Here is a 25,736-nt window from a genome sequence, read left to right as displayed (position 1 = left end):
GCGATGCTCGTCGCCGTCATCTTCTTCGCGCTGCTTCTGATCGGGACGCCGATCGGTTTCGCCATCGGCATGGCGGGGCTGGCCGGGATGGTCGGCATGGGCGGTAGCCATTTCCTGGCAATGGGCCCGAGCCGGATGTTCAACAGCCTCGACATCTTTCCCTTTCTGGCCATGCCCTTCTTCATCCTGGCCGGCGAGATCATGAACCACATCGGCATCACCCAGCGCCTGATGCGCTTCGCGCATATCCTGGTCGGCCATTTCCGCGGCGGGCTGGCGCATGCCAACATGGTCGCCTCGGTCATGTTCGCCGGGCTTACCGGGGCCGCGACTGCCGATGCCGCGGCCTTCGGCAAGACGCTGGTGCCGGAGATGGTCCGGCAGGGCTACCGCCGCGATTACGCCTGCGCCGTCACCGCCGCGGGATCGATCATAGGCCCGACCATCCCGCCCTCGGGCATCATGGTCGTCTACGGATCGCTGATGGGCGTCTCCATCGGCGGCCTCTTCGCGGCGGGCATTCTGCCGGGTCTCGTCATCTGTCTCGTCTGCATGGCCGTGATTGCGCTCGGTGCCGCGCGCAACGGCCTGCCGAAGGCGGAAAAGCGGGCGACCGTCCGGGAAGTGCTCAAGAGCTTCCTGCATTCGATCGCCGCCCTGGCGATGCCCTTCATCATTCTCGGCGGGATCCTCGGCGGCATCGTCACGCCGACCGAGGCGGCATCCGTCGCCGTCGCCTATGCGCTTCTTCTCGGCGTCTTCGTCTACCGCAACATCGATTTCGCCGCGCTCTGCCGGATGCTTTTGCGCACCGCCATCATCAGCGGCGTCATCTTCGTCATCATCGCTTTTGCCAGCCTGCTTGGCTGGTGGATGAGCTTCAACCGCGTGCCGCAGGCGATCGCCGAGGCCGTGCTCGCCATATCCGACAACCGCTATGTCGTCATCCTTCTGATTATCGCGCTCCTGCTCGCCATCGGCATGGTGATGGACATCACCGCGATCCTCATCATCCTCACGCCGGTCCTGGTGCCGATCGCCAGTCAGATCGGGCTCGAGCCCATCCACGCCGGCATCATCTTCATCCTGGCGCTCAACATATCGCTGATGACACCGCCGGTCGGCGCCTGCTTGTTCGTCCTGTCGTCCGTGACCGGCGAAAGGCTGGAACGGATCGCGCTCAAGCTCTGGCCTTTCCTGATCGCCGAGGTCGCCATCCTCATCGTGTTCGCATTCTGGGAGGACGTGGCGCTCTTCGTGCCGCGCTGGCTGGGCTTTGCCTGACCCGCGCGCTCGTCGCAAACCAAGAACGAAACCGAAGGAGTGGACTTATGAAGAACACCTTGATCCGCGGCTTCGCCGCCCTGCTGGTCGCCTCCACGGCCGCCGTCCCCGTGGCCGCACAGGAACATGTCCTGAAGCTCGCGCATGACAACAATCCCGATCCGTTCGACAACCCCGGACACGCCTGTGCGGCGGTCTTCGCCAATATCGTGACGTCCGACACCAACGGCGAGATCGAGGTCGAGATCTATCCCAACGACCAGATCGGCACCAATGCCGAGCAGGTGCAGATGGTCCGCGACGGTGTCATCCAGGCGACCATCTCATCGACCGGCTCGCTGGCGTCATACTATCCGAAGATCGACGTTCTGAACCTTCCCTTCGCCTTTGCCGACAATGCCGCGACCTACGAGGCTTTTGACGGCAGCTTCGGCAAGGCGCTCAAGGCCGACATCGAAGCGGATCTCGGCGACGTGGAGATCCTCGGCTTTCCCGACACCGGCGGCTTCTTCGCCGTTACCACGGCCGACACGCCGATCGAGGACCTGGAGGATTTCAAGGGCGTCAGGCTGCGCACCATGACCCTTTCCTCGCACCAGGTCGTCATGAACGCGCTCGGGGCGGAGGCCTATCCGCTCGCCTGGGGCGAGGTCTATTCGGCGCTGCAGACCGGCGTCATCGACGGCCAGATGAATCCGGTGCCGATCATCTCGTTCTCGAACTTCGCCGAGGTGCAGGGGCATCTCGCGCTCACCAACCACCTGTTCTCGCCCTACATCTTCCTCCTGTCGAAGGCGTTCTGGGACGGATTGAGCGAGGAACAGCAGAAGGTGGTGCGCTACGCCGCGCAGTCCTGCGTCGCCGCCTCGCGCGGCCTGGCGCGCATCATCGAGGCTTCCGACCGCGGCATTGCGGGCCTTCGGGAAAAGATGGAAGTGTCGGCCCTTTCGCCCGAACAGCGCGAAGCGATGCGCGAAGCGACCCAGCCCGCCTTCGAGGCGCATATCGAAAAGGAATACGGCGGGGAGGCCGTGGAGCTTCTGGAACTGTTCAAGAAGGAAGCGGCGGCCGCCAACGGGTCCGGCTACCTCGAATAGCGGGAGGCAGCTTCGGCTAAAACGGTGAAATGCGGTCGGGGTCCGTTTCGGAACATGGTTGCGGAACGGACCCGGCCTTGGCTTTTGCTCGGGCGGATGGCAGGCTGTGCCGGAGTCATCCGACCCCTAACATTGTCCACCGGCGAGGCGGCATCGTTCCGGCATGGATCCTCGGGTCAAGCCCGAGGATCCATGCCGGAACATCGATACGCCGCCATCGGTCGAGAATCAGGGCCGCCGGTGTCAGGCGTAGCGCGCCGCGAAATCGCCCTCGAAGGCGAAGTCCGCGGTTCTGAAGTTCCCACTCCACGGCTTCGCCTTCTCCCGTGTTAGAACCGTCAGATCCCTGAGCCGCTTTCGGCCATCCTGATCGAGCGCGGACAGCACGGCATCCTCGTCGGGGAAATGGTTCTGGACCGCGTCGAGCCAGATCGTCCGGCCCGCCAGAAACCCTTGCGCGCCCGCCGCGTAGGAGTAGCCGAGCACGCGGTCGAACTGTGCCGGCGTGGCGCCGCCCGAGAGCAGCACCCAGGGAATACCCGCCTTCCGGCAGATACCGCCGATCTCGGCGAATGCTGCAGCGGCGCCTTGCGCGGCGCCGCTTCCGTCCATTGCCGGCAGCGAAGCGGCGGGCATGGGCGTTTCCAGCTTGAAGAGATCGACGCCATAGTCAGGCTTGGCGAATTCGCGAACGCTCTCGATGACGAGCTCCGCCTTCTTGTCGGGCGATTCCACGTAGTCGGTCGTGTGTGCGGCGTTGTCGGGGAAGGGATAGACCAGGAGTTCGAGTACGTAGGGGATGTCGTAGCGGCGGCACTCCGCGCCGACGGTGCGCACGAAAGCCTGCTGGTGGGCGATGACGTCCCGGCCGGCATCCGGGCGATACCAGGCGAGCACCTTGACGGCGTCGCCGCCGACCCGCCGAATCTTCTCGACGCTCCAATTGTCGATCGCCCGCGACCTGCGGCCGGCCGGCGTCTCCTCGAACCGGTGATCTTCGAGCGTCACGATGAAGCCGGTCTTCGACGGCAGAATGTCGATCGCCGCCGGAATCGCGAAATTCGGGTCGAGGAGCATGGAGCTCGCGTCTTCGGCGAGCGCCTTCACGAGCAGGCGCTTTACCGAAAGCATGTCGGCGAACGTCACGGCTTCCGGCGCGATGGACTTCGCCTTCGCGATGGCAGCGATCAGCGGCGGGCGCTGGTCCAGCGCCACCATCGTGAAGTATCCGTCCTCGTCGGCCAGCCGGGTGAGGCCGCGGCTCTTTCCGATCGTGCTCATGCGCATGTTCTCCATAGGTGCAGAGTTTCGTCCAGGGTAGGGATTCCGCTGCGCCCGCCGGCCCTGGTGCATTTCAGGGCCGCGGCGGCGGCGGCGAAGGTGAAAGCCTCGGCGACCGGCGCGCCGACCGCGACGGCAAAGGCATAGGCGCCGTGGAAGACATCGCCGGCCCCGGTCGTGTCGACGGAGCGCACGGGGAAAGCCGGCTGGTGATGGGCGAGGCCGTCCTGGCGCCACCGCACGCCCTCGCCGCCTTCCGTCACCGCCGCGACCTTGCACCCGAAGGCGCCGATCGAGGCCAGCGGCTCGGGCCCCTTGCCGGCGAAGGCTTCGAGAGCCGGTTTGGAGAAGACGGCGTGGTCCGTCAGCGGCAGGAGAAGGGCGAAGACCTCCGGGTCCGCCACGTCGGCATCGAGCACCGTGGGAACGCCTTTCGCGCGTGCGGCGGAAAAGGCTGCTGCCGCCCCTTCCGGCCAGCGCGGGTCGGCCAGGACCGCGCCTGCCTTGCCGATCTCCGAGATCGGCAGCCATCCCGCGTCGGACGGTTGATCGGCGCCGCGGAAATTGACGATCTGGCGCTCCCCCGCGGCATCGACGATGACGCCTGAAATGGAGGAGCGGGCACCGGGAAAGAGCCGGAAATGCGCCACGCCCACGTTCTCGGCCTCAAGATCGCCCCGCATGAGCCGGCCTTCATGATCGTCGCCGGCGCGCCCCCAGAACTGCACACGGGCGCCGAGCCGCGCCGCCGTGACGGCGGCCGTCGCCGCCATGCCGCCGCCGATCGTCGCGAATTCGGATGCACGCACCTTACCGCCGGCCGGACCGGCAAAGCGGTCGACCGTCCAGATATAGTCGAGCGCCGACAGGCCGAGGCAGACGAGGTCGGGGGTGCTTTCGCACCATTGGGGCGGAAAGCGGGTCATAGGCCGGCAACGCAGATATATTTGATCTCGAGATAGTCCTCGATCCCGTATTTGGAGCCTTCTCGGCCGAGACCCGACTGCTTGTAGCCTCCGAACGGCGCCATCTCGTTGGCGATGAGGCCGGAATTGACGCCGACAATGCCGCATTCGAGCGCTTCGGCCACGCGGAACATGCGGGCGAGATCGCGCGTGTAGAAGTAGCCGGCCAGGCCGAATTCCGTATCGTTCGCCTTCTCGACGACGTCGGCCTCGTCGCTGAAGGGAATGATCGGGGCGAGCGGCGCGAACGTTTCTTCGCATGCCACCAGCATCTCCTGGGAAACGTTGGTGATCACGGTGGGCTCGAAGAAGGTGCCGCCCTCCGCGTGTCGCTTGCCGCCGAGGAGAAGCTGCGCGCCCTTGTCGAGCGCGTCCCTGACATGCTCCTCCATCTTGCGCGCCGCCGGCTCGTCGATCAGCGGACCCTGCTCCACGCCTTCGGCATCGCCGCGGCCCACCTTCAGCCGCGCCGCCGCCTCGGCGAGCTTGCCGGCGAACGCGTCGGCGAGGCTCTCGTGCACATAGATCCGGTTCGCGCATACGCAGGTCTGTCCGGAATTGCGGAACTTCGCGATCATGGCGCCGGCGACCGCGGCATCCAGGTCCGCATCCTCGAAGACGATGAAGGGGGCGTTGCCGCCGAGTTCCAGAGACAGGCGCTTGATGTCGTCCGCGCTTTCGCGGATGAGCCAGCGGCCCACCTCCGTCGAGCCGGTAAAGCTGATCTTGGCCACCTTGCGGTTCTTGCAGAATTCGGTGCCGATCTCGCGCGCCTTGCCCGTCACGACCTGGAAGACGCCTGCGGGAATGCCGGCGCTTTCGGCAAGCACGCCGAGCGCGAGTGCCGAAAGCGGCGTCTGGGAGGCCGGTTTGACGATGATCGGGCAGCCTGCCGCAAGCGCCGGCCCGGCCTTGCGGGTGATCATGCCGTTGGGAAAGTTCCAGGGCGTGATCGCCGCACAGACGCCGACCGGCTGCTTGATGACGAGCACGCGCCGGTCCGCCCCCGGCGACGGGACGATGTCGCCGTAGACACGCTTGGCCTCCTCGGCGAACCATTCCAGATAGGCGGCGTTGGCGACGATTTCGCCCCTGGCCTCGGCGAGCGGCTTGCCCTGCTCGGCGGTCAGGATCCGCGCCAGGTCGTCGGCGTTCTGAACGATCAGTTCGTACCAGCGGCGCAGAAGCGCGGCACGATCCTTCGCGGTCCTCGCGGCCCATTCGCGACGGACCGCATGGGCCGCGTCGACGGCCCGGCGGACCGCCTCCGTGCCGAGGCTCGGCACGGTCGTAACCAGCGTGCCGTCGGCGGGGTTCGTCACGGCGATGCCGGTGTCGCCCTCCGGCTGGATCCACTCACCCGCCACCGGGCACGCATTGGTGAGGAGGCTCTTGTCGGTCAGTCCGAGATCGCTCATCGATGGTCCTTCGTGTCAGCGGATGGCTTCGCCGGTCTCCGGCGCGAACAGATGCGTCTTGTTGGGGGCGGGAATCAGCGGAAGCGTGTCGCCGGGCTTGGGCCGCAGATCGGGGGAGACGCGGGCGATCGCGTCGATGCCGCCGGCCTTGAAGTGAACCAGCGTGTCGGAGCCCAGCGGCTCGACAAGGCTCACCTGCGCCTTCAAGGCGGCCGGGTCGTCGGGCCTGAACAGGAAGTGCTCCGGGCGCACGCCGAGCATCAGCGCTTCGCCATCCTTCATGCCGCCTGGGCGCTCGTCGAACAGGCGTGCCGCCTGGAAAGCCCCTCCGTCCTCAAGGCGGATTTCGCTGTCGGAAACACGCGCCGGGATGAAGTTCATCGAAGGCGAGCCGATGAAGCCGGCGACGAACAGGTTGGCCGGCTTTTCGTAGACCTCCTCGGGGCTGCCCACCTGCTGGACCACGCCGGACTTCATTACGACGATGCGGTCCGCCATGGTCATCGCCTCGATCTGGTCGTGGGTGACGAACACCATCGTGGTGCGCAACTGCTGCGACAGCGCCTTGATCTCGGCGCGCACCTGCGCGCGCAGCTTGGCATCCAGGTTCGACAGGGGCTCGTCGAAGAGGAAGACCTTGGGATCGCGCACGATCGCGCGTCCCATCGCCACCCGCTGGCGCTGGCCGCCCGAAAGCGCCTTCGGCCGGCGGTCGAGCAAGCCATCGATGTGCAGAAGCGTCGCCGCCTTTTGCACGCGCTCCTCTATCTCGGCCTTGCCCATGCCGCGCATCTCGAGCGCGAAGGCCATGTTCTGCCGCACGGTCATGTGCGGATAGAGGGCATAGTCCTGGAACACCATGGCGATATCGCGCTTGGCGGCAGGCACGGTGTTGACGCGTTCATCGCCGATGTGGACGTCGCCTTCGTTCACCGACTCCAGTCCGGCAAGGATGCGCAGGAGGGTGGATTTTCCGCAGCCGGACGGGCCGACCAGGACCACGAATTCATGGTCGGGAATGTCGAGGCTCAGATCGGGAATGACGGTCACGTTGCCGAAGCGCTTGACCAGGTTCCGGATGCGTATGGAAGCCATCAGCGGGACTCCTCGAAAGCGAGAACGGGCTTGATCGAGCGGCCGCGGGCGAAATGCGCGAAGCGCTCCGGCAGGGCGTCGAGGCCGAACCGCTCGTCCACCAGGCGGGCGTACCGCTTCTTGTTGGCGCGTAGGAGTTCCAGGTTCGCCGGGAACTCCCGCTTGGGGAAATAGAAGGTCCTGAGCATCATGAAATCCTTGCGCCGGAACACCTTGTCTTCCGTGATGGTCCAGGGTTCGGCGTTCTCGCCCACAAGCACAATCACGCCCTTGGGCAGGACGAGCTCGATAGCGAGATTGCGCGCTGCATGCGCGCCCGAGCACTCGACAATCATGGCAAAGCACTTTTCGCGGCTTCCCACGGGATGCGCGACGGCACCGAAGCCGGTGGCGATCGCCAGCCGCTCATCGTTGGGGTCGGAGACAAAGACATTGGCGAAGCCGAGCGCCTTCAGCGCCAGGATGACGCCGAGGCCGACGGGGCCGGCGCCGGTCACCAGCACGTCCGGGTTCTTCTCGGCCGGTACGATCCGGCGCGCCTCCCTAACGGCATGGGCAGACGTGCCGATCGTGTCGAGAAGCAGCGGTCCCAGATCGTCCTCGATGTCGTCGGGAACCGGCAGCAGGCAGTTGTCGGGCACGGCCACATATTCGCAGTAGCCGCCGTCCCGGTTCCAGCCGATGAGCGAAGAGACCGTGAGGCACATCTGCGTGTCGCCGGCCCGGCAGGCCGCACACGCGCCGCAATGAAGCGGGATATAGACGGCGCAGCGCTTGCCATCCATGGCGTGGCCGGGGTGCTCGACTCGCCCGAAGATCTCGTGGCCGGCAATGTGTTCGGCACCCTTGTGCCACAGCTTGAAGTCGGAGCCGCAGAGTGCGGTGCGCAAGATCCGCACCAGCGCCTCGCCCTCTGCCGGAACGGGCATGGGCCTTTCTTCTATCGTGATCCGGTCGTCGCCGCGGAAATCGGCTATGCGCATGGTCGGTGCATTCGGCATGACATCACCCTTTGACGGCGCCCAGCGTCAGGCCCGAGACGAGCCAGCGCTGGACGATGACGGCGAGGACGAGGGGCGGCAGGGCGATCATCGTGGCCGCGGCCATGAGCGCTCCCCAGTTGGTCGATCCCTCGCCGATGAAGTTGAAGGAAGCGGCGATCAGCGTCTTCGTGTCGGAGTTGGACAGCACGAGCGCGAAGAGGAAGTAGTTCCAGGAAAACACGAAGGCGAGAATGGCCGAGACGGAAAGGCCGGCGCTCACGAGCGGCAGGGCGATGCGGTAGAAGACGCGGAATGTCGAGCAGCCGTCCACCTGCGCTGCCTCGAAGATGCTGCGCGGGATGTTGTCGAAGAAGGGCATGAGCACCCAGATGACGATCGGCATGGTGATGACCGCGTGGGTGAGGATCAGCGCCCAATAGCTGCCGATCATGTCGACCTGGCGGAACATCACGTACCACGGCAGGAGAAACAGCGTGCCCGGCGCCATGCGCGCCACCAGCGTCACGATGGCCGGCCAGGTGATCCGCGTCCACGAGACCACGAAGGCCGCCGGCGCGCCGAACAGGAGGCCGAGCGCCGTTGAAGCGGAGGTGACGATCACGCTGTTGATGCCGTACTGGACGAAAGGCGTCGTCTCCGAAAGCGAGACGTAGTTTGAAAAGGTCGGCGTGAAGAACAGCGTCGGCGGATAGGCCGTCACCTCGTGCGAGTACTTGAAGGACGACATCACCATCCACAACGTGGGCGCGACGACGATGATGCCGGCCAGCACCAGGAGCACCGCATTGAGATAGCCCAGCCAACGGTCGGTGGAAGCAGTGGTGTTCATGTCCGTCCTCCTACCAGGCGACCGCGTTGCGGAGCCGGTTGAGCGCCAGCACCACGCCGAGCACCATAACCGACAGCGTGATCATCAGCGCCCCGGCATAGCCGAGCTGGAAGAACTCGAAACCGGTCCTGAAGCCGTAGATGTTGAGCGTCGTCGACGCATTGGCCGGGCCCCCTTGTGTGGTGATGTAGATGAGGTCGAAGAAACGCAGGAGATCGACGCTGCGCAGCACCATCGCCGTCACCAGTGTCGGCAGGAGAAGCGGCAGCGTGATGCGGAAAAGCGTCTTCGTGCGGGACGCGCCGTCGATCTCGGCGGCCTCGTAGACGCTGGGCGGCAGCGATTGCAGCCCGCCGAGCACGATCAGCGCGACGTAAGGTGTCCACTGCCAGGTGTCGACGAGCGCCAGCGTGGGGATGACCAGGGCAGGGGAGGCCAGCCAGTTCGACGGCGGCAGGCCGAGCGAGGTGAGGATGTAGTTGGCCGCACCCAGCGAGGGATCGAGGATGATCAGCCACATCATGCCCGCCACCACCGGCGGCAGCATGAAGGGCGATATGAAGAGCGAACGGATGATGCCCGGCAGCCTGCGCGCCCGGAAAAGAAGCAGCGCCAGCGCGGTGCCGCACACGAGCTGCAGCGTCAAGGACAGGACGTAGAGATAGATCGTGATCCACAGGCCGTTCCAGAACTGCGCGTCGTTGACCATGCGCACATAGTTCGCCGGGCCGTCGAAGCGCATCATGCCGGTGGCCGAGACCGCCTGGAAGCTGATCCAGATCGTGTAGCAGAACGGGAATGCGATCATCGCCACGGTGAAGATCACCGACGGTGCGGAAAGCGCGGCGAGCTGAGCCTTCTGAGAGTTCGACGTGTCCATCAGGCGCTCCGGGTTCAACCTGCGAGATAACCGCCATCGACGGCGAAGACGCTGCCGGTGACGTAGGAAGAGGCTGGCATGGCGAGATAGGCGACCGTGCCCGCCAGATCCTCCGGCTGCCCCCAGCGCTTCAGGGCCGTGCGCTCGGCGATCCGCTCGTAAAGCACCCTGTCCTTGCGGCCTTCGGCGTTGATCGCGGTTTCGATGTAGCCGGGGGCCACCGCGTTGACGCGGATGCCTTCCGCGGCCCAGGCATGGGCAAGCGATTTGGTGAGCATCACGACGCCGGCCTTGCTCGCGCAATAGGCGGGGATGCGCGGCAGAGCGGTGAAGGCGTTCATGGAAGCGATGTTGATGACGGCCCCCTTTCTGGCCGCAAGGGCGGCCCGGAAGGCGAGGCACGTGCTGAAGGTGCCGGTCAGATTGACCTCGATCACCTTGCGGAAGGTCTCGCGATCATACTCCTCGTCCCGCCGCAGAATACCGGCGCAATTGACGAGCGCATCGATCGTGTCGAAGCGGTTGGCATAACGGCAGACCGCTTCGTCGTCGGTCACGTCGAGACATTCACACGACAGGTGCGGGTGCGCGTCCAGCGCAAGACGGGTGGTTTCGTCCTCGCTCACACCGGTCGCGCTTACCTCCGCGCCGAGGTCGAGAAACAGCCGGACGATGGCCGTTCCGATACCGCCGGCGCCGCCGATCACGACGGCGCGGAATCCCGGCGTCAATGCGAATGGATTGCTGGGCATTCGGGCAGATCCGAGTTGGGACCGCCCGCGTTGGGGCGGCCCGTTGCACGGGGTTACGGCTACTCGCGCGCGATCAGCGCGTTGAGCTCCTCGTCGGCGGCAGCGCAAGCCTCTTCGACCGTGCTCGTGCCGAGGAGGACGGCATTGGCCGCCTGGCCGATATATTCACGCGATTCCGGGTTCTGGACAATCGGATAGCCGACCTCCGAGGTGCCCTTGTCGGCAAGATGTTCGAGAGCCGCCTGCCATTCTTGGCGGACCGGCTGCTCTTCGAGCCAGGCCTGGTAGTCGGGGTCGGAAGCAACGGCGTTGCGTGGCGGGGCGATGCCTTCGAGCGCCAGTTTCGCCTGCATTTCGGGGCTGCTCGCCCATTGGACGAAATACCACGCGGCTTCCGGATTGGAACTGAACTGCGAGACGGCCAGCGCCCAGCCGATGGTCGTGGGATGCGAGCCGCCGTCGCCGGGCGGCAGCGGCACGATCGCCGTGTCTTCGAGACGCGCACCGCCCTCCATCACGGCGGGGAACTCGTTCGAGGACTGGAACGACATGGCCGAGCGGCCCTCGCGGTAGAGCGAGGTGAGCTGATAGAAGGAGTAGTTGACCACGCCGGGCGGGCCGTAATCCTTCAACAGGGACGCGTAGAGCGAGATCGCCGCCTTGCCCTCCTCGGAGCACAGGTTTGACTTCCCGTCCGCCATGTAGCTTCCGCCCATGTTGTGCAGGAAATTGCTGAAGGTGTAGGGGAGCGCCGGCGCCAGACCTCGCGAAGCGAAGGCGGTCATGTCGGGCTTGCACTCCTCGATCTGTGCCGCGACCTCGGAGAGCCCCGACAGATTTTCGGGGGGATTGAGGCCGCACTCCTCGAACACGTCGGTGCGGTAGTAAAGCAGCGGCCCTTCGATGTTCAGGGGAACGCCCGTCAGCGCGCCGTCGAAGGTGGCCGCTTCCACGAGCGCGGGACTGAAGCCCTCGAAATCGTACTCGGGCGCGGTGTTTTCCTGGGCGTAGGGCAGAAGGTCCTCGTACCAGCCGGCGGCGGCGAACTGCATGCCTTCGCGGGACGGCAGGGTCATGAAGATGTCGACCTCGTCGCTGCGCGCGTTCATGACGGTCAGCAGGCGCTGTCGCATCTGCTGCTCCTGATAGGTGTCGACGCGCAACGTGATGCCCGTCAGCGCCTCGAACGCGTCCTTGTGTTCCAGGACGGCCGTCGCCCACGGGTTGTTGTTGGCGAGAAAGGTGATCGTCTCGCCTTCATGCGCTTTCCAGTTGAAGTCCTGCGCCGTGGCGGCGGTGCCCCAGGCAGCGGACAGCAGCAGCGCCGCGGCGAGTGCCGGCAGTGGTTTCAGTGGTGATCGCACGATGAATCCTCCCTGGTCTGGATCCGCGACCTGCAAGGGCAGCGCGGAACAGTGAGCGATTTCACTGTAACCGGTTACATATCTCTCATGCCCAGCCATGTCAATCCGGAGCGGGCAAATGCGTACGTGCCGCGCTGGAAGTCGCAGAATGATTGCATTTCCGGTCAAGTTGTTGCACAAGGTCGTATGTATACCGTGCGTGAATCAACATGAAACCGATTTCTGAAAAACCGACAACCACGCTTCTAAAAGAGGCGAAATCCGTAGGAATCCGCGAAGTGGCAAAGCGGGCGGGTGTCTCGACCGCGACCGTTTCCCGGGCGCTCAACAACCCTGAGTCGGTGAGCACCGGGCTTCGCGCGCGCATCAATACGGTTATCGACGAAATCGGTTACATCCCGGATGCTTCCGCCCGCGCGCTCTCCAGCCGGCGGACACGCACGATCGGCGCCATCGTGCCGACCATCGACAATGCCATGTTCGCGCGCGGCCTGCAGGCGTTGCAATCCTATCTTGCCACTCAGGACTATCTGCTTCTTCTTTCCACCAACGAATACGATCTCGACATCGAGCTCAAGCAGGCGCGCAACCTTGTCAGCCGCGGCATCGACGGGCTCATTCTGCGCGGGGACAAGCGGCACGAGGAGCTTCGCAGGCTCCTTCTGTCGCAGAAGATTCCCTTCGTGAATGTCGGCGTCTACGAGCCGGACAAGCCCTATCCCAGCGTCGGGGTGGACAATGCGGCAGCGGGGCGGCGCATCACGCAGCACCTGATGGAACTCGGGCACAGACACGTGGGCATCGTCGCCGCGATGCAGAGGAACAACGACCGTGCGCAGGCGCGCCTTGCCGGCGTTCTCCAGATTCTGGAGGAGCACGGCAGCGCGCCGCCCGAGCGCTGGATGGTCCAGGTCAACTACAATCTCGACGATGCGCGCCAGGCGGCACGCTACATCCTGGCGGACGGCGACCGTCCGACGGCATTGGTCTGCGGCAACGACGTCATCGCCTATGGCGTGATGCTGGAGGCCCAGAAGCTCGGCATCGCCGTGCCGCGGCAGCTTTCCGTGGTCGGCTTCGACGATCTCGAATGGAGCCGGCATCTGCAGCCCAGCCTGACGACGATCCACATGCCGACCGACGAGATCTGGGTCAAGGCCGGCGAGTATCTGGTCGAGCATCTCGTGGGTGCGTCGGGGATCATGCATCGCGAGATCGACTTCTCGCTGGTGGTCCGCGAATCGACCGCTCCGCCGGCCGGAAGCTGAGGCGCCTCGGCCATGGACCTATCCTTAGAAATCGCCGAGATCACGCCGCATGTCTTTCGGGTGCCGATCGAAACACCCGTGGTGACCTCCTTCGGAGAGATGCGGGACCGCCCGGCTCTTTTCATCGCGGTGCGGGGCTCCGACGGCGCGGAAGGCTGGGGCGAGGTGTGGTGCAATTTTCCGTCCGTCGGCGCCGAACATCGTGCCCGGCTGATCCGGTCGGTGCTGGCACCCTTGTGTAAGTCCAGGCGCTTCGATCACCCCTCCGAAGCCTTCCGCCTGCTCACCGCCGCGACGGAAGTGCTCGCCATTCAGAGCGGCGAGCCCGGCCCCATAGCGCAGGCAATTGCCGGTCTCGACATCGCCCTGTGGGATCTGGTTGCCAGACGGGCGCGCAAGCCACTCTACCGAATGTTTCGCGACGAAGAGGTCGGGGCGGTGCCGGCTTACGCCAGCGGCCTCAACGCAGACCGGCCGGAAGTTCTCGCGCAGGAAAAGCATGCGGAAGGCTATCGCCGGTTCAAGCTCAAGGTCGGTTTCGGGCGGGAGCGCGATGTGCGCAGTCTGCGTGTGTTGCGGGAGGCGTTCGGGCCGGAGACCCCGATCATGGTCGACGCCAACCAGGCATGGAGCCTCGACGAGGCGGCCGCGATGAGCGCCGCCCTTGCGCCGCATGGGCCGGCCTGGCTCGAAGAGCCGCTGCGCGCCGACATCCCTCTGGCGGACTGGCAGCGGCTGACGCGCACCTCGCCCGTGCCCATCGCCCTGGGCGAGAATCTGCGCGGGGATGCGGCGTTCACGGAAATGATGGAGTCGGCCGGCATCGCCGTCCTGCAACCCGATATCGGCAAGTGGGGCGGCTTCAGCCGGTGTGTGGCAATCGGCCACCGGGCACTGGAGCACGGGATCGGCCTTTGCCCGCATTGGCTCGGCGGTGGGATCGGCCTCATGGCCTCTCTGCATTTCCTGGCCGCGGTCGGCGGTGACGGGATGCTTGAGGTCGATTCGAACCCGAATCCCCTGCGCGAGCGTTTCATTCTCGGTTTCCCCGGGATTGCGGCCGGAAACATGTACGTCCCGCCCGGCCCCGGCCTGGGCGTGGTGCCCGATCTGGATGCGCTTTCGCGCTACCGGGTCGCCTTGTAGCGCCGCGGCCGGGCACGCGTCTCGCCCGGCTCGCTTCGCCCTATCTCAGATCGGCGAGATAATGCGCCCGTTCGGTCAGGCAGCGGGAGACGCGCAATTCGACCGGCTCCTGCGCCAGGTCGAGGGCGGTGCGCGAGATGTGAAGCAGCGGCGTACCGGGTGCGCAGTCGAGCACACGCGCGTCCCGCGCGCTTGCGCCGACGGCTTTCAGCTTCTCGGCGGCGCCGGCGATGGTGATGCCCCAGCGCTGCGAATAGAGGCGATAGACGTTGTTGGGAATTTCCGTCAGTGCCTCGAAGCCCGGGAAACGGGCGGCGGGCAGCGTGACCGTTTCGACGAGGAGCGGAGCCCCCTCGAGTGTGCGCAGGCGTTCGATCCGCCAGACCTCCGCGCCGGCCGGGATCTTGAGCCTCTCGGCCTCTTCCCTGCTCGCGCTGGCCTGTTTCGAGCGCAGCACGCGCGAGTCGGGAAAGGAGCGCTCGCCGCTGTCGGGGACGAGGCGGAAGAACTGGAACAGGATGCGGCTTTCCTCCGGCTCGGCCACATAGGTGCCGCGCCCCTGGCGGCGGATGAGCAGGTTTTCACCCGTCATGGCGTCGAGCGCCTTGCGCACCGTGCCCTGGCTGACGCCGAGTTCGCGCGCCAGCTCCATCTCCGAGGGAATGATCTGGCCGGGCTGCCAGCTCCCCTCGATGAGGCGCCGGACAAGGCTTTCCTTCACCTGGAGATAAAGGGGCCTAAACCCGAAAGCTCTGGCTTGTGTGACCTCGGTCATGGGCGTCGCGATCCTGCTGGGGACGAAAACATTCCGGGTCTTTTTATCGTCCGGTGATTGACATGGCTATAGGCCTATGACTTATATCTTATATAAGACCTTTTATATAAGATAGAGGCGAGAGCGAAAATGCAAAGTCCGCACCTTCTCGTGCATGATCACAAGGACAATGTCGGCGTCGTCGTCGTGGAGGGCCTTACGGGGGGCACGGACATGCTGTGCGTTGTCACCGCCGACAATTCGAGCTTCAAGCTCACGGCCAGGGCCGACGTGCCGATCGGCCACAAGGTGGCGCTGAAGGATCTGAAAGAGGGCGACACGGCGATCAAATACGGCGAAGATATCGGCAAGTTCGTCGCCGACGTCGAAAAGGGCGGACACGTGCACGTCCACAATCTCAAGACCAAGCGCTGGTAAGCCGGGAAGGGCAGCTCCGATGGCATCCAAATACTCCAATCTCACCTTCAAGGGCTATCGCCGCGACAACGGCCGTGTCGGCGTGCGCAACCACGTGGTCATCCTGCCGGTCGACGACATCTCCAACGCGGCTTGCGAGGCGGTCGCCAACAACATTAAGGGCACGCTCGCCCTGCCGCACGCCTATGGGCGTCTGCAATTCGGCGCCGACCTCGACCTGCATTTCCGCACGATGATCGGCACCGGTGCGAACCCCAACGTCGCCGCCGTCGTGGTCATCGGCATCGAGCCCGGATGGACGCAGAAGATCGTCGACGGCATAGCCGAGACCGGAAAGCCGGTCGCGGGCTTCTCGATCGAGCAGAACGGCGATCACAAGACCATTATGGACGCTTCCCGCAGGGCGAAGGAGTTCGTCCACTACGCCACCGAACTGCAGCGGGAGGAGTGCTCCGTCTCCGAGTTGTGGGTCTCCACCAAGTGTGGCGAAAGCGACACCACCACCGGATTGGGTTCCTGCCCGACCGTGGGCAATATGTACGACAAGCTCCTGCCGGAAGGCATCTATGGATGCTTCGGCGAGACCTCGGAGATCACCGGTGCCGAGCACATCGCCAAGGCGCGCGCCATCAATCCGGAGGTCGGCGAGCGCTGGTACAGGATGTGGAAGGCGTACCAGGACGAGGTGATCGAAGCGCATAAGACCAACGATCTTTCCGAGAGCCAGCCGACCAAGGGCAACATCGAAGGCGGATTGACGACCATCGAGGAAAAGGCGCTCGGCAATCTGGAGAAGATCGGCCGCACCTCGCGCTATATCGACATTCTCGAGCCGGCCGAGGCGCCGAAGTCCGGAGCGGGCCTTTATTTCATGGATTCGTCTTCCGCCGCGGCCGAATGCGTCACCCTGATGGCGGCGGGCGGCTATGTGGTCCACACCTTCCCCACCGGCCAGGGCAACGTCATCGGCAATCCGATCGTCCCGGTCATCAAGATTTCCGCCAATCCGCGCACCGTCCGCACCATGGGCGAGCACATCGACGTCGACGTGTCCGGAATCCTGCGCCGCGAGATGACGCTCGACGATGCCGGCGACGCGCTGATCGACATGATCGTGCGCACGGCGAGCGGCCGCAACACGGCGGCCGAGGCGCTCGGTCATCGCGAATTCGTCATGACGAAGCTCTATCGCAGCGCCTGATCGGGGCGCTGCAGTTAAAGACACCAGACAAGGGAGGACGTTATGGTGTTCAGGAAAGTCAGTCTCTGGGCTGCTGCCGCGGCCTTCACCTTCTTGTCGGGAGCCGCCATGGCCTTCCCCGACAAGCCGGTGAACTACATCATCCCATTCAATCCGGGCGGTGAAAGCGACGTCTCCGCCCGTCTCCAGCAGCCCTTCTTCAAAAAGGTCACCGGACAGGACGTGATCATCCAGTACCAGGCGGGGGCCGGCGGCGCCCAGGCCTGGTCCGTGCTCAACGACCAGCCGGGCGACGGCCACACCATCATGGGCACCAACCTGCCGCACATCGTGTTGCAGCCGCTCATCCAGGATCCGGGCTACGAGACCGACGACCTCACCAACGTCTATATGTTCCACTTCACGCCGGACGCGCTGATCGTGCGCGCCGACAGCGAGTTCGAGACCGTGCAGCAGGTGATCGACGCGGCCAAGGAGGCGCCGGGGCAGCTTCTGGCGGGCGGCTCGGCCACCAACTCCGCCAACCACATCGCCAACCAGCTCTTCGCCAACGAGACGGGCGCCGAACTGACCTACATTCCGTTTACCGGCACGGGCGCCAGCGTTCCCGCGCTGCTTGGCGGCGAGGTCAACGTGCTGTGGGGCTACACCACCATCGCCGCCGGCCAGGGCGACGAGGTGCGCATGCTGGCCGTCGCCCAAGAGGAGCGTCATCCGCTTTTCCCCGACGTGCCCACCTTCAAGGAGCTCGGCATCGATATGGTGGGCGGCGCCTATCGCGGCATCGCCGTGCCGAAGTCGACACCGGAGGACATCCGCAAGGAGCTTTCCGACATCATCGGCAAGATCAATGCCGATCCGGAGTTCATCGAGAGGATGGAGGCGGCCGGCTTCGCCATGCTGGACGTGCCTTACGAGGAGATGGACGCCTTCATGGCAGAGCGGAAGAAGACCTACGGCGAGATCGCCAAGCAGCTCGAAGCCGCCCAGTAGCGTGAACTATTAGCCGGCCGCCGGCGGTCTGCCGCCGGCGGCCGTCCGCAATCAGGGAGCCAGGCCATGGAGATCGATTTCGGCTTCATCCTCGCCCAGGCCTTCAGCCCGTTCAATCTCGCGCTTGCGCTTACCGGCGTGGTGCTGGGCACGGTCATCGGCGCGCTTCCCGGCCTTTCGGCCACCATGGCGATCGCCGTGCTCGTGCCCTTCACCTTCACCATGGACCCGGCCTCCGGCCTCATCATGCTGGGCGCCATCTACACCGGGGCGATCTATGGCGGCGCCTATGCGGCGATCCTCGTCAATACCCCCGGCACGCCGTCCGCCATCGCAACCACCTTCGACGGCTATCCGATGGCCAAGAGCGGCAACGGCGACCTGGCCATGACGCTCGCGACACTGGCCAGCGTGACCGGCGGCGTGGTCGGTGCCGTGCTTCTGATGACGCTGGCGCCAGTCCTGGCCCAGGTGGCGCTCGCCTTTCATTCGAGCGAATATTTCTGGCTGGCGATCCTCGGCCTCACCCTGGTCGCGAGCCTGTCGAGCGGCAATGTGCTGAAGGGCCTGATCGGCGCCAGCTTCGGTCTCGTCCTGTCGATGATCGGCGTCGCCGTCATCGGCGGCGACACGCGCTACACCTTCGGCTCCTCCGTCCTGCTCGGCGGCATCGACATCGTCTCGGCCCTCATCGGCCTTTACTGCATCCCGGTGCTGATCGACATGGTGGCCCGTCCGGACCGGCACCTCGAGCCGGCCCCGCTTGGTCGCGGCATCCGTTTCTTCGAGGCGCTCGGCCATTGCGCCAGGAACGCCTTCAATCTCGCCCGCTCTTCGATCATCGGCACTCTGGTGGGCATCCTGCCGGGCGCTGGCGGCTCCATCGCCTCGCTGGTCTCCTATTCGGAGGCGCGCCGCGCGAGCCGCCATCCGGAACGTTTCGGCAAGGGTGAGCCGGGCGGGCTGCTCGCCACCGAAAGCGCCAACAACGCCACGGTGGGCGGCGGCTTCATTCCCACGCTCGTGCTCGGCATTCCGGGCACGCCGCCCGATGCCGTCATTCTCGGCGCGCTCCTGGTGCAGGGCATCCGCATCGGCCCCGAGCTCTTCACCCAGCAAAGCGGCATCGTCTATGTCTTCATGTTCGGGCTGTTGATCGCCACGCTCATGATGCTGCCCGTGGGGCTCCTGATCGGGCGCTACGCCTACCGCTTCATCGTCAACACGCCCAAGGCGCTGCTGGTGCCGCTCATCGCCTACATGACGGTGGTCGGCAGCTATGCCATCCATGCCAATCCCCACGACGTGGCGATCATGGTCATCATGGGCGTCGTCGGCTGGCTGCTGGGGCTCGCCGGCTACGGGCCGTCGCCGATCGTGCTAGGCCTCGTCCTCGGGCAGATCGCCGAGCAGGGCTTCATGCGGGCCTATCTCATCGGCAGGGCGCAGGACAATTTCGGCGGCCAGCTTCTTTTCGACCGGCCGATCAGCTGGGGCATCGTCGCCCTGATCCTGATCACCCTTTGCGTGCCGATCATCAGGCAGCTGCGCGCCGGCGCCCGCAAGCCGAAGGAGGCCCGTCCATGAGCCAGAATTCCGAACCGGCCGTGCGGGGCGGGCGGGACTGGGCCGGTGCCGCCGGCTCCGTGCTGTTCGCGGCCGTCGGCGTTTATGTTTTCCTCACCAGCTTCGCCATGTCGCCGATGGCTGCTATGTTCCCGCGCACGATCGGTGCGGCGATGGCAGTCCTTTCCGTCCTGCAGGTCGTGGCTTCCCTGACCGGCCGCAGCGGCAGATCCTTGGAGGCGGGCGACGGCGTGCGCGCGCAGGCCGACGGGCTCGGCCGGCGCCTCTCTCTCGTCGCCATCATGGTTGGCTGGGCGTTCCTGTTTCCCGTGATCGGGATCTTCGTGACCAGCTTTCTGGCCTGCATCGGCCTCATGTTCACCGGCACCTTCGGGCGTCCGACGTCCCTGCGCCTGTCGATCTATCTGGCGGTGGTCTTCGTCATGGTGGTCTTCTTCTACCTTCTCATGTCCAACGTGCTGAACATTCCCATGCCGCGCGGTTTGACCTTCTAAGGAAACACGATTCACATGCCCGATATCGTCATCAGCGAGTTCATGGACGAAGCCGCCGTCGCGCGCCTGCGCGAGAACTTCGACACGCTCTATGACCCGTCGCTCGTGGACCGGCCGGCGGATCTGGCGGACGCCCTGCAGAAGGCGCGCGCGCTCGTCGTGCGCAACCGCACGCAGGTGAGGGCGCCCCTGCTGGATGCCGCGCCGGCGCTCGAGTGCATCGGCCGCCTCGGCGTCGGCCTCGACAACATCGACACGGAGGCCTGCGCGGCACGCGACGTCGCGGTCTATCCCGCCACCGGAGCCAACGATCTCGCCGTCGCCGAATATGTGATCACGACGGCGCTCGTTCTCCTGCGCGGCGCCTATGTCTCCAGCACCGCCGTCGCCGCGGGCGAATGGCCACGGCAGGCCCTGATCGGCGGCGAGGCCTCCGGCAGGACGCTGGGGCTCGTCGGCTTTGGCGCCATTGCCCGTGAGGTGGCACAAAGGGCCGAAGCGCTCGGCATGGCCGTGATCGCCTACGATCCCTTCCTGCCGACCGATCATCCCGCCTGGAACGGTGCGCGCAGCGTCACGCTCGACCGGCTCCTGGCCGAGGCGGATGTCGTCAGCCTGCACACGCCGCTGACGCCGGACACGCGCCACATGATCGATGCCGCCGCCATCGGCCGCATGAAGAAGGACGCCGTGCTCGTCAATGCGGCGCGCGGCGGCATTGTCGACGAGGAGGCGCTCTGCGCGGCGCTGCGCGAGGAGCGGATCGCCGGCGCCGCACTCGACGTTTTCGAGGAAGAGCCGCTCGGCGCCGAGACGGGCGCCCGGTTCCAGGGGCTCAAGAACCTCGTGCTGACGCCCCACATCGCCGGCGTGACCCGTGAATCCAACGTGCGCGTCAGCCACAAGACGGCGCACACCGTTCTGAAGCATCTGAGAGCCAAGGCATGAGCGACACCCGATTGTCGATCGAAGAGGCGACCGCCCTCGTCGTCGAAACCCTCCTGCGCTGCAAGACGTCGCGGCCCAACGCCGAGGCCGTGGCCCGCGCGCTCGTCGGCGCCGAGTTGGCCGGTCAGGCGGGTCACGGCCTGCGGCGCATGCCGTCTTATTGCGCGCAGGCGCTGAGCGGCAAGGTTGACGGCATGGCGGTGCCGCAAGCCGCCGAGACGAGGCCGGGCGCGCTGGCGGTCGATGCCGCCCATGGCTTTGCCTATCCCGCTCTCGAGCTGGCGCTCGACTGGCTGCCGGATGCGGCGCGCAGGCAAGGCGTGGCCATTGCCGGCCTTCGCCGCTCGCACCATTGCGGCGTGACCGGCCTGTTCGTGGAACGGCTGGCGGAGGCCGGCATCATCGGCCTGATGGTCGCGAACTCGCCGGCGGCCATGGCGCCCTGGGGTGGAAAGCGGGCGCTCTTCGGCACCAACCCGATCGCATTTGCGGCACCATTGGTAGGGGCCGAACCGCTCGTCATCGACATCTCCCTCTCCAAGGTGGCGCGCGGCAAGATCATGGCGGCCAAGCAGAAGGGGGAGGCGATTCCGGAAGGCTGGGCGCTGGACGCCGAGGGCCGCCCCACGACGGATCCCGAGGCCGCGCTCGCCGGCACCATGGTGCCCATGGGCGACGTCAAGGGCACCGCGCTCGCGCTGATGGTGGAGATGCTGTGCGCCGGGCTCACCGGTGCCAACTATGCCTATGAGGCCACCTCCTTCTTCGAGGCCGAGGGCACGCCCCCCGGCACCGGACAGACGCTGATCGCCGTCGATCCGGCGGCGTTCGGTCCGGGCGCGGGCGCACGCTTTGCCGAGATGGCCCGGCTCATCGAGGACATGGAGGGCGTGCGCCTGCCCGGCCGCCGCCGCCAGGCCCTGAAACGGGAGCTGGCGCACGGGGGCATTCCCGCCGATCCGAAGCTCCTGCGTGAGATCGAGGCGATCGGCCGGTGAAAGACGTGATCCCCGCATTGCTGTTATTCACCGCGCTGCCATGAGCACATTCCTGCCGGCGATCCGTCTGCTGCAGCCGGACAGGCTGAAGGGCCTGGCGCCCGGCGTCATGCTGGCGGTCCTCATCGCGCTTGCGGCGACCTTTCTGTCCGAGCACTACGGTGCGCCGGTCATGCTGTTCGCGCTTCTGCTGGGCATGGCCTTTCATTTCCTCTGGGACGAGCCGCGCTGTGCCGCCGGAATCGACTTCGCCTCGAAAACGCTGCTGCGCCTCGGCGTCGGGCTTCTGGGCGCCCGCATTACCTTCGAGAAGATCGGCGCGCTCGGCTTCGGGCCGATCCTCTTGGTGCTCGTTTCCGTCACTGCCACGATCGGCTTCGGCCTCCTCATGGCGCGGCTTTTTCGCAGGCACTGGACGTTCGGCATGTTGACCGGCGGCGCGGTGGCGATCTGCGGCGCTTCGGCCGCGCTCGCCATTTCTGCCGTGCTGCCGAACCGGCCGGAGCGTGAAAAGGACACGCTCTTCACCGTCATCGCGGTGACCGGGCTTTCCACTATCGCGATGATCGCCTACCCGATCCTGTTTACCGCGCTCGGCTTCGACGACCGGGAGATCGGCGTCATGATCGGCGCCACCATCCATGATGTCGCGCAGGTGGTCGGCGCGGGCTACGCCGTCTCCGAGGAGGCGGGCGACACGGCGACCTTCGTGAAGCTCCTGCGCGTGTCATTGCTCCCGGTCGTGGTGATCTCGATCATGCTTTTCGCCAGACGCGGGGAGGGCGCAAGGGGCGTGTCTCTGCCGTCGTTCGTGGTGCTGTTCGCCGCTCTCGTCGTGGCCAACAGTATCGGTGCCATCCCGGCAGTGGCTGCCGCCGCGTTGTCGGAGATATCGCGCTGGCTGCTGGTGGTGGCGATCTCCGCGCTCGGCATGAAGACGGCGCTGAAGGAAATGTTCGCGCTGGGCGCCGGCCACATCAACGTGGTCGTCTCCATCACCCTCTTCCTGATGGCACTCGCCCTCGGCCTCTCCGTGCTTGTCTGACGCGCCGGGAACCGCTTTGCAATCTGCGGTGCTCGGCCGGCACCTCCCGGGACACGGATGATTGGGACCCTTGAATGCGAACCCGAAAGAAGAGGCAACGATGGCAGACAATGCGAAGGAAAGGCTCGTGGACTTCCTCGACAGGAAGCGGATCCGGATTCCTATCCCGAGAACAAGCGCGATGAGCTCAGGGACGTGCAGGACGCCACGCGCGCCGAGCAGCGTTCCGGTTCGGGAGGTCGCGCGGCTTAACATTGTCCGCCGGGGCAGGGGCACCGTTCAGGCATGGATCATGCCTGCCTTTCGCCGACGTTGGAGAGTTGCAGTGGCATCTCCACTTCGTCATCCTCGGGCTTGACCCGAGGATCCATGCCTGAAGATCGACGCGCTGCCCATCGGTCAAGAATCAGTCCGCTCATATCACTTTCGGGAACTGCTCCGGGTCAGCGGTTGAACAGCCACAGGATCAGGCTGAGCACGATGCTGACGAGGATCGAGGTCGTGATGGGGATGTAGACGCGGAAATTCTCGCGTCCCAGGACTAGGTCGCCGGGCAGGCGGCCGAGGCCCATCTTCTGCAGGAACGGCCACAGGAGACCGACCGCGATCAAGATGACACCGAAAATGATCAGAAGCCTGCTCATCTCCGTCCCGCCGCTGTGCGAGTTGCAAGCAGCGATGTAAGCGGTCGAAAGACCATTTCAAGAACGGCGCTGCACCAGCCCGCGCCAGTCAGCCATGTTCCTGCTCCCAACGCGGTTTCAGTATGACCTTGGTGGTCTCGTTCTGCTCATAGGCGAACTTGCGGTAGGCCTCCGCCGCGTCTTCGAGCGGCATGCGATGGCTGATGAGGAAGGTCGTGTCGATCTTGCCCTCGCGGATCATGTCGAGCAGCATCGGCAGATATTTCTGCACATGCGTCTGGCCGGTGCGCATGGTGAGCCCCTTCTGCATGAAGGCGCCGACGGGGAACTTGTCGATGAAGCCGCCATACACGCCGGGCACCGAGACGCGGCCGCCCTTGCGGCAGGAATAGATCGCCTGGCGCAGCACATGCGGCCGGTCGGTCTCGAGCTGCACCGTCTGCTTGACATAGTCGTAGAGATTGTCGGGCGAAAAGCCGTGGCTTTCCATGCCCACGGCGTCGATGACAGCATCCGGGCCGATCCCGCCTGTCATCTCGATCAGCGCCTCGTAGACACGCGCGTTTTTGTAGTTGATCACGCTGGCGCCGAGCTTCCTGGCGAGCTCCAGCCGGTGCGGATAATGGTCGATGGCGATCACCTGCCCGGCGCCCATGATGAGGGCGCTCTGGATGGCGAACAGGCCCACCGGCCCGCAGCCCCACACGGCGACGGTGTCGCCCTCCTGGATTTCGCAGTTCTCCGCCGCCATCCAGCCCGTCGGCAGGATGTCGGAGAGGAACAGCACCTGGTCGTCCTCCATGCCGTCGGGGACGACGATGGGGCCGATATCCGAGAACGGCACGCGCACATATTCCGCCTGCCCGCCGGCATAGCCGCCCGTCAGGTGCGAATAGCCGAACAGGCCGCTCATCTGATAGCCGTAGAGCGTCTCCGACATATCGGCCTTGTCGGCCGGGTTGGAGTTGTCGCAGGCGGAATAGAGCTGCCTTTCGCAATAGAAGCACTTGCCGCAGGCGATGGTGAAGGGCACGACCACGCGGTCGCCCTTCTTCAGCTTTTCGTTGCCGGGCCCGACATCCACCACCTCGCCCATGAACTCGTGGCCGAGAATGTCGCCGGGTTTCAGTGTCGGGATCACCGCGTCGTAAAGATGCAGGTCCGAACCGCAGATCGCCGTCGAGGTGACCTCGATGACGGCGTCGCGCGGATTGACGATCTCCGGGTCCGGAACGGTCTCGACGCGGACATCCTTCTTTCCCTGCCAGGTAAGGGCTCGCATGGTTTCTTCCCTTGCTGGTTTACGCGTGCCGGGCGGTGCGGCCGGCGACGGCGACCTCGCCCGTCTCCATGAGCTGCTTGAAGCGTTTCAGTTCGCGGCGGGTCTGGATGCGCGGCTCGCGCTGGAAGAGCTTGGCAGTCGCCCGGCCAAAAGCCCCGCCCGGCGGATCGTAGGCGATGGTCGCTTCGACCTCGGTGCCGCGTCCGCCCGGTGCGTCCCGGAAGACGATACGGCCGCTGTTGCGCACCTCGGCGCCTTCGTCGGATTTCCAGGCGATGAGTTCGTCCGGGCGCTCGTCGGTGATCGTCGTCTCGAAGGTGATTGTGCCGCCGCCCGGCGCGGCCACGACCCAGCGCGCGCCCTTGTCGCCGACGGGCGTGACCGCGTGCACGTTCTCCATGAAATCGGGAAAGCCGGAGAAGTCGCGCCAGCGCGCATAGACCTCCGGGCGCGGCCGGTTGACCGTGATCGTGCGGCCGACGAGAGCGGTTTCGCGCCGGTCGGCGGCGGCGTGGCGGCGCCAGGTGTGGTGCGGGGCGTCCTCGGGTTGCAATACGGGTCTGCTGCGCAGGGCCTGCCGCGCGCAGACCAGGACGACGGTGCCGGCGAGAACGCCGAGCGTGGCCGCCGCCAGCACCTTTCCGGCATCCCCGTTTTCGCGGCGGCGATAGGCCAAGTGGCTGCGATGATGCATGGATGCGCCCTCCCGGTGGCAGCGTGCTTCATGCAGCGCCAAACCTTCCGCCCGGACGAATGTTCCGGGTCTTTGCGGAGATGTCTTCGCGCGGCCGGAAGCGGCGGCACGGGACCTTTTACGTTCGGCACCGCAAGGCCACAGGGCGGTGCGGCGGTTCAACAAGATGCTGGAGGCACATGTGCCGCGCCTTATGTCTTTCCGGCGAAGCTCACTAGCGGCCGCTTCGCGTTTATCGAGTGGCGCGCGCGGGAGCCCGGCCGTAGCGTCAGGAC

At 65.6% G+C, this 25,736-nt stretch carries 25 protein-coding genes; 12 read left to right on the top strand and 13 right to left on the bottom strand.

The annotated features are described in order from the left end of the window. Window positions 1-3 precede the first annotated feature (3 nt). Together SIN08_RS01470 and SIN08_RS01465 are read left to right on the top strand one after the other, a co-directional pair. Window positions 4-1,284, top strand: a complete 1,281-nt coding sequence (locus tag SIN08_RS01470; protein WP_322449709.1) for a TRAP transporter large permease — start codon at window positions 4-6, stop codon at window positions 1,282-1,284. 47 nt (window positions 1,285-1,331) lie between these two features. Then, window positions 1,332-2,381, top strand: coding sequence for a DctP family TRAP transporter solute-binding subunit (locus SIN08_RS01465; RefSeq protein ID WP_322449708.1), 1,050 nt, complete (start codon window positions 1,332-1,334; stop codon window positions 2,379-2,381). Window positions 2,382-2,624: 243 nt separating this feature from the next. Here SIN08_RS01465 and SIN08_RS01460 read toward each other — a convergent pair whose 3' ends face one another. From SIN08_RS01460 to SIN08_RS01420, 9 genes are read right to left on the bottom strand one after another with little or no spacing between them, the layout of a single operon-like run. Next, window positions 2,625-3,662, bottom strand: coding sequence for a tagatose 1,6-diphosphate aldolase (locus tag SIN08_RS01460; protein ID WP_322449707.1), 1,038 nt, complete (start codon window positions 3,660-3,662; stop codon window positions 2,625-2,627). After that, a complete protein-coding gene (locus SIN08_RS01455; protein ID WP_322449706.1) occupies window positions 3,659-4,588 on the bottom strand; it encodes a PfkB family carbohydrate kinase in 930 nt (309 codons plus the stop codon). The genes SIN08_RS01460 and SIN08_RS01455 overlap by 4 nt, the downstream gene beginning before the upstream one ends. After that, entirely contained in the window at window positions 4,585-6,045 is a 1,461-nt protein-coding gene (locus SIN08_RS01450) for an NAD-dependent succinate-semialdehyde dehydrogenase (RefSeq protein ID WP_322449705.1), read from the bottom strand. The genes SIN08_RS01455 and SIN08_RS01450 overlap by 4 nt, the downstream gene beginning before the upstream one ends. A gap of 15 nt (window positions 6,046-6,060) precedes the next feature. Beyond that, entirely contained in the window at window positions 6,061-7,140 is a 1,080-nt protein-coding gene (locus SIN08_RS01445) for a sn-glycerol-3-phosphate ABC transporter ATP-binding protein UgpC (protein ID WP_322449704.1), read from the bottom strand. After that, window positions 7,140-8,141 (bottom strand): alcohol dehydrogenase catalytic domain-containing protein, encoded by a 1,002-nt coding sequence (locus SIN08_RS01440; RefSeq protein ID WP_322449702.1) that lies wholly within the window; start codon window positions 8,139-8,141, stop codon window positions 7,140-7,142. The genes SIN08_RS01445 and SIN08_RS01440 overlap by 1 nt, the downstream gene beginning before the upstream one ends. A 4-nt stretch (window positions 8,142-8,145) precedes the next feature. Beyond that, window positions 8,146-8,973: a carbohydrate ABC transporter permease gene (locus tag SIN08_RS01435; protein ID WP_322449701.1), complete on the bottom strand. Its 828-nt coding sequence runs from the start codon at window positions 8,971-8,973 to the stop codon at window positions 8,146-8,148. 10 nt (window positions 8,974-8,983) lie between these two features. Then, the gene (locus SIN08_RS01430) at window positions 8,984-9,853 is read right to left on the bottom strand and encodes a sugar ABC transporter permease (protein WP_322449700.1); all 870 of its coding nucleotides are present in this window, start codon (window positions 9,851-9,853) and stop codon (window positions 8,984-8,986) included. Window positions 9,854-9,867: 14 nt separating this feature from the next. Next, window positions 9,868-10,605, bottom strand: coding sequence for an SDR family NAD(P)-dependent oxidoreductase (locus tag SIN08_RS01425; protein ID WP_322449699.1), 738 nt, complete (start codon window positions 10,603-10,605; stop codon window positions 9,868-9,870). 59 nt (window positions 10,606-10,664) lie between these two features. Beyond that, window positions 10,665-11,969: a sugar ABC transporter substrate-binding protein gene (locus SIN08_RS01420; protein WP_322449698.1), complete on the bottom strand. Its 1,305-nt coding sequence runs from the start codon at window positions 11,967-11,969 to the stop codon at window positions 10,665-10,667. Between the two features lie 278 nt (window positions 11,970-12,247). On the opposite strand from SIN08_RS01420, the gene SIN08_RS01415 reads away from it, so the two are divergent. Together SIN08_RS01415 and SIN08_RS01410 are read left to right on the top strand one after the other, a co-directional pair. Further along, window positions 12,248-13,237 (top strand): LacI family DNA-binding transcriptional regulator, encoded by a 990-nt coding sequence (locus tag SIN08_RS01415; protein WP_322449697.1) that lies wholly within the window; start codon window positions 12,248-12,250, stop codon window positions 13,235-13,237. A 12-nt stretch (window positions 13,238-13,249) separates the two neighbouring features. Next, window positions 13,250-14,383 carry a mandelate racemase/muconate lactonizing enzyme family protein gene (locus SIN08_RS01410; RefSeq protein WP_322449696.1) on the top strand — a complete coding sequence of 378 codons (1,134 nt, stop codon included), beginning with the start codon at window positions 13,250-13,252 and terminating at the stop codon, window positions 14,381-14,383. Window positions 14,384-14,423: 40 nt separating this feature from the next. On the opposite strand, the gene SIN08_RS01405 is transcribed toward SIN08_RS01410, so the two are convergent. After that, window positions 14,424-15,158 (bottom strand): GntR family transcriptional regulator, encoded by a 735-nt coding sequence (locus SIN08_RS01405; protein ID WP_322449695.1) that lies wholly within the window; start codon window positions 15,156-15,158, stop codon window positions 14,424-14,426. Between the two features lie 129 nt (window positions 15,159-15,287). On the opposite strand from SIN08_RS01405, the gene SIN08_RS01400 reads away from it, so the two are divergent. From SIN08_RS01400 to SIN08_RS01365, 8 genes are all read left to right on the top strand, one after another. Then, a complete protein-coding gene (locus SIN08_RS01400; RefSeq protein WP_322449694.1) occupies window positions 15,288-15,575 on the top strand; it encodes a UxaA family hydrolase in 288 nt (95 codons plus the stop codon). A 19-nt stretch (window positions 15,576-15,594) separates the two neighbouring features. Continuing rightward, on the top strand, window positions 15,595-16,776 hold the full coding sequence (locus tag SIN08_RS01395; RefSeq protein ID WP_322449692.1) for a UxaA family hydrolase: 1,182 nt from the start codon (window positions 15,595-15,597) through the stop codon (window positions 16,774-16,776). A gap of 42 nt (window positions 16,777-16,818) precedes the next feature. Then, complete coding sequence (locus tag SIN08_RS01390) at window positions 16,819-17,769, top strand: tripartite tricarboxylate transporter substrate binding protein (RefSeq protein WP_322449691.1); 951 nt, start codon at window positions 16,819-16,821, stop codon at window positions 17,767-17,769. Between the two features lie 66 nt (window positions 17,770-17,835). Then, the gene (locus tag SIN08_RS01385; RefSeq protein ID WP_322449690.1) at window positions 17,836-19,356 is read left to right on the top strand and encodes a tripartite tricarboxylate transporter permease; all 1,521 of its coding nucleotides are present in this window, start codon (window positions 17,836-17,838) and stop codon (window positions 19,354-19,356) included. Further along, window positions 19,353-19,850 carry a tripartite tricarboxylate transporter TctB family protein gene (locus tag SIN08_RS01380; protein ID WP_322449689.1) on the top strand — a complete coding sequence of 166 codons (498 nt, stop codon included), beginning with the start codon at window positions 19,353-19,355 and terminating at the stop codon, window positions 19,848-19,850. The genes SIN08_RS01385 and SIN08_RS01380 overlap by 4 nt, the downstream gene beginning before the upstream one ends. A 15-nt stretch (window positions 19,851-19,865) precedes the next feature. Next, window positions 19,866-20,798: a hydroxyacid dehydrogenase gene (locus SIN08_RS01375; protein WP_322449688.1), complete on the top strand. Its 933-nt coding sequence runs from the start codon at window positions 19,866-19,868 to the stop codon at window positions 20,796-20,798. Then, a complete protein-coding gene (locus SIN08_RS01370; RefSeq protein WP_322449687.1) occupies window positions 20,795-21,796 on the top strand; it encodes an Ldh family oxidoreductase in 1,002 nt (333 codons plus the stop codon). The genes SIN08_RS01375 and SIN08_RS01370 overlap by 4 nt, the downstream gene beginning before the upstream one ends. Before the next feature lie 40 nt (window positions 21,797-21,836). After that, on the top strand, window positions 21,837-22,841 hold the full coding sequence (locus SIN08_RS01365; RefSeq protein WP_322449686.1) for a YeiH family protein: 1,005 nt from the start codon (window positions 21,837-21,839) through the stop codon (window positions 22,839-22,841). A gap of 443 nt (window positions 22,842-23,284) precedes the next feature. On the opposite strand, the gene SIN08_RS01360 is transcribed toward SIN08_RS01365, so the two are convergent. From SIN08_RS01360 to SIN08_RS01350, 3 genes are all read right to left on the bottom strand, one after another. Beyond that, window positions 23,285-23,485, bottom strand: coding sequence for a DUF2905 domain-containing protein (locus tag SIN08_RS01360; protein WP_322449685.1), 201 nt, complete (start codon window positions 23,483-23,485; stop codon window positions 23,285-23,287). A gap of 88 nt (window positions 23,486-23,573) precedes the next feature. Further along, on the bottom strand, window positions 23,574-24,767 hold the full coding sequence (locus SIN08_RS01355) for a zinc-dependent alcohol dehydrogenase (RefSeq protein ID WP_322449683.1): 1,194 nt from the start codon (window positions 24,765-24,767) through the stop codon (window positions 23,574-23,576). A 19-nt stretch (window positions 24,768-24,786) separates the two neighbouring features. Beyond that, window positions 24,787-25,461, bottom strand: coding sequence for an SRPBCC family protein (locus SIN08_RS01350; RefSeq protein WP_322449682.1), 675 nt, complete (start codon window positions 25,459-25,461; stop codon window positions 24,787-24,789). Between the last annotated feature and the right edge of the window lie 275 nt (window positions 25,462-25,736).

Origin of the sequence: Chelativorans sp. M5D2P16 (assembly GCF_034427935.1) — a bacterium.
GTDB lineage: Bacteria > Pseudomonadota > Alphaproteobacteria > Rhizobiales > Rhizobiaceae > Chelativorans.
This window is presented reverse-complemented; position numbering and strand designations above follow the sequence as displayed.

Excerpts from the sequence above, each read along its gene's own strand:
- SIN08_RS01470 (WP_322449709.1), top strand. The coding sequence starts at position 4 with ATGCTCGTCGCCGTCATCTTCTTCGCGCTGCTTCTGATCGGGACGCCG.
- SIN08_RS01465 (WP_322449708.1), top strand. The coding sequence starts at position 1,332 with ATGAAGAACACCTTGATCCGCGGCTTCGCCGCCCTGCTGGTCGCCTCC.
- SIN08_RS01460 (WP_322449707.1), bottom strand. The coding sequence starts at position 3,662 with ATGAGCACGATCGGAAAGAGCCGCGGCCTCACCCGGCTGGCCGACGAG.
- SIN08_RS01455 (WP_322449706.1), bottom strand. The coding sequence starts at position 4,588 with ATGACCCGCTTTCCGCCCCAATGGTGCGAAAGCACCCCCGACCTCGTC.
- SIN08_RS01450 (WP_322449705.1), bottom strand. The coding sequence starts at position 6,045 with ATGAGCGATCTCGGACTGACCGACAAGAGCCTCCTCACCAATGCGTGC.
- SIN08_RS01445 (WP_322449704.1), bottom strand. The coding sequence starts at position 7,140 with ATGGCTTCCATACGCATCCGGAACCTGGTCAAGCGCTTCGGCAACGTG.
- SIN08_RS01440 (WP_322449702.1), bottom strand. The coding sequence starts at position 8,141 with ATGCCGAATGCACCGACCATGCGCATAGCCGATTTCCGCGGCGACGAC.
- SIN08_RS01435 (WP_322449701.1), bottom strand. The coding sequence starts at position 8,973 with ATGAACACCACTGCTTCCACCGACCGTTGGCTGGGCTATCTCAATGCG.
- SIN08_RS01430 (WP_322449700.1), bottom strand. The coding sequence starts at position 9,853 with ATGGACACGTCGAACTCTCAGAAGGCTCAGCTCGCCGCGCTTTCCGCA.
- SIN08_RS01425 (WP_322449699.1), bottom strand. The coding sequence starts at position 10,605 with ATGCCCAGCAATCCATTCGCATTGACGCCGGGATTCCGCGCCGTCGTG.
- SIN08_RS01410 (WP_322449696.1), top strand. The coding sequence starts at position 13,250 with ATGGACCTATCCTTAGAAATCGCCGAGATCACGCCGCATGTCTTTCGG.
- SIN08_RS01405 (WP_322449695.1), bottom strand. The coding sequence starts at position 15,158 with ATGACCGAGGTCACACAAGCCAGAGCTTTCGGGTTTAGGCCCCTTTAT.
- SIN08_RS01400 (WP_322449694.1), top strand. The coding sequence starts at position 15,288 with ATGCAAAGTCCGCACCTTCTCGTGCATGATCACAAGGACAATGTCGGC.
- SIN08_RS01395 (WP_322449692.1), top strand. The coding sequence starts at position 15,595 with ATGGCATCCAAATACTCCAATCTCACCTTCAAGGGCTATCGCCGCGAC.
- SIN08_RS01390 (WP_322449691.1), top strand. The coding sequence starts at position 16,819 with ATGGTGTTCAGGAAAGTCAGTCTCTGGGCTGCTGCCGCGGCCTTCACC.
- SIN08_RS01385 (WP_322449690.1), top strand. The coding sequence starts at position 17,836 with ATGGAGATCGATTTCGGCTTCATCCTCGCCCAGGCCTTCAGCCCGTTC.
- SIN08_RS01380 (WP_322449689.1), top strand. The coding sequence starts at position 19,353 with ATGAGCCAGAATTCCGAACCGGCCGTGCGGGGCGGGCGGGACTGGGCC.
- SIN08_RS01375 (WP_322449688.1), top strand. The coding sequence starts at position 19,866 with ATGCCCGATATCGTCATCAGCGAGTTCATGGACGAAGCCGCCGTCGCG.
- SIN08_RS01370 (WP_322449687.1), top strand. The coding sequence starts at position 20,795 with ATGAGCGACACCCGATTGTCGATCGAAGAGGCGACCGCCCTCGTCGTC.
- SIN08_RS01365 (WP_322449686.1), top strand. The coding sequence starts at position 21,837 with ATGAGCACATTCCTGCCGGCGATCCGTCTGCTGCAGCCGGACAGGCTG.
- SIN08_RS01360 (WP_322449685.1), bottom strand. The coding sequence starts at position 23,485 with ATGAGCAGGCTTCTGATCATTTTCGGTGTCATCTTGATCGCGGTCGGT.
- SIN08_RS01355 (WP_322449683.1), bottom strand. The coding sequence starts at position 24,767 with ATGCGAGCCCTTACCTGGCAGGGAAAGAAGGATGTCCGCGTCGAGACC.
- SIN08_RS01350 (WP_322449682.1), bottom strand. The coding sequence starts at position 25,461 with ATGCATCATCGCAGCCACTTGGCCTATCGCCGCCGCGAAAACGGGGAT.